Source organism: Halomonas sp. PBN3 (assembly GCF_000475415.1).
Classification (GTDB): Bacteria; Pseudomonadota; Gammaproteobacteria; order Pseudomonadales; family Halomonadaceae; genus Halomonas; species Halomonas shengliensis.
Map to the genome: position 1 here is coordinate 1 of NZ_AXCA01000021.1, position 1,979 is coordinate 1,979.

2 protein-coding genes are annotated in these 1,979 nt (G+C 67.8%); both read right to left on the bottom strand.

All coding sequences use genetic code 11. The features are described from left to right. Positions 1-111 precede the first annotated feature (111 nt). Complete coding sequence (gene puuE / locus Q673_RS20980; protein ID WP_023004591.1) at positions 112-1,041, bottom strand: allantoinase PuuE; 930 nt, start codon at positions 1,039-1,041, stop codon at positions 112-114. A 118-nt stretch (positions 1,042-1,159) separates the two neighbouring features. Further along, on the bottom strand, positions 1,160-1,876 hold the full coding sequence (locus Q673_RS20985) for a GntR family transcriptional regulator (protein ID WP_023004592.1): 717 nt from the start codon (positions 1,874-1,876) through the stop codon (positions 1,160-1,162). Positions 1,877-1,979 lie beyond the last annotated feature (103 nt).

The window sequence follows — 1,979 nt, forward strand, 5'->3', positions numbered from 1 at the left end:
CCAGGGACGGCCGAGGTAGCGTACAGGGTCATATTCACAGCGCCCCGATCTGGTCCGGCACTCCGGGGCCTGTCACCAGATCAGCCTCGAGCCACTCCGAATGGCCTGGGTTCAGCGCGCGGGCGCCGGATGATGCTCCGCCCAGTGCCGGGCGATATCCACGCGGCGCGCCACCCACACCCGGTCGTGGGCCTCGATATGGTCGAGGAAGCGCTGCAGGGCGCGGAAGCGGCCGGGGCGCCCCAGCAGTCGGCAGTGCATGCCGATGGAGAGCATCTTCGGCGACGCCTCCCCCTCCGCGTAGAGCACGTCGAAGGCGTCGCGCAGGTAGGTGAAGAAGTGGTCGGCGGTGTTGAAGCCCTGGGGCGCGGCGAAGCGCATGTCATTGGTGTCCAGGGTGTAGGGCACCACCAGGTGGTCGTGCTCGACGCCCTGGCTGTCCTTCTCGCGAGTCCAGAACGGCAGGTCGTCGCCGTAGTAGTCGCTGTCGTAGAGGAAGCCGCCCTCGTCGAGCACCAGCCGGCGGGTGTTGGGGCTGTCGCGGCCGGTGTACCAGCCCAGCGGCTTCTCGCCGTAGAGGCGCTGGAAGATCGCCATCGCCTTCTTGAGGTGCTCGCGCTCGACGTGTTCGGGCACCTCCTGGTAGTGGATCCAGCGATAGCCGTGGCAGGCGACCTCATGGCCCAGCTCCCTGAAGGCGTGGGCTACTTCGGGGTGGCGCTCCAGCGCCATGGCCACGCCGAACACGGTGAGCGGCAGGCCGCGGCGCTCGAACTCCCGCAGGATGCGCCACACCCCCGCCCGCGAGCCGTACTCGTAGATCGACTCCATGCTCAGGTGGCGATCCGGGTAGCTGGCCGCGCCGATGATCTCGGAGAGGAACTGCTCGGAGCCTTCGTCCCCATGGAGCACGCAGTTCTCGCCGCCCTCCTCGTAGTTAAGCACGAACTGCACGGCGATCCGGGCGTTGCCGGGCCAGTTGGCATGGGGCGGCGTGCGGCCGTAGCCGATCAGGTCGCGGGGGTAGGAGGAAGCGCTCATTCCATCACCTTGTTGTTAGCGGGATGACGGCATTGAGACCAATGCCGAATCATTTTTGTATACAACAAGAATGTACCCCTGCCGATGCGGCGGTGCAAGCCCGCCGCTGCCCCGAGGATCAAACCTGGAAGATGCGATGCAGGTCCGGCGTCTCCTGCTCCTCCTCGACGATCGCCAGGGTGGCCTCCACGGCACGCAGATGCTCGCCCATCCGCGTGGCGGCCTCCTCACCCCTGCCCTCCTCCAGCAGCGCTACCAGTGCCTCGTGGTCATGGGTCTCGCACCCCAGGTGGCCCGGGATGCCGTAGACCGCCAGGATCAGCGAGGAGCGGAAACAGAGCCGCTCGACGAAGTCGGCCAGGGTGGCGTTGCCGGCGAGTCGCGCCAGATGCGTATGTAAGTCGGCCGAGAGGCGGATCGCCGCGCTGTGGTCACCCTCCCTCAGGGCCTGCTGCTCCCGGGCGGAGAGCCCACGCAGCACTTCGGCATCCTGTGCACCGATCCGCCTAGCCACCTCGGGCATCAGCCCGCACTCGACCATCTGGCGGGCATCGAAGACCTCCCGGGCTTCCTCGGCGGTGGGCCGAGTGACGCTGGCGCCGCGCCGTGGGGTGAGGGTGACCAGCTGCTCCAGTGCCAGGCGCTGGAGGATCTTGCGGATGCCGGTGCGGCTGACCCCGAACACCTCCGCCAGGGCATCCTCGCGCAGGCGCGCGCCGGGCTTGAGGCGATGCTCGATGATGGCATCGCTGATCGCCCGGTGGATTGCCTCGTGGCGCTCGGCGCCGTCGCCGTTCTTGCCGCGGCGGCTGGGGACCTCCTGAGGCTGGTTCATGTGGCCTGGCTCCCTGTGGTTGGCTGTCCTCATTGTATACGCGACACCCATGAAATCATGCCCCCGACCCGAGACAAGCCCCGATCGAGTAGGAGGGGGAGTC

What these genes read in the sequence shown, in the direction of transcription:
- puuE (WP_023004591.1), bottom strand. Translation starts at nt 1,041, where the DNA reads ATGAGCGCTTCCTCCTACCCCCGCGACCTGATCGGCTACGGCCGCACG.
- Q673_RS20985 (WP_023004592.1), bottom strand. Translation starts at nt 1,876, where the DNA reads ATGAACCAGCCTCAGGAGGTCCCCAGCCGCCGCGGCAAGAACGGCGAC.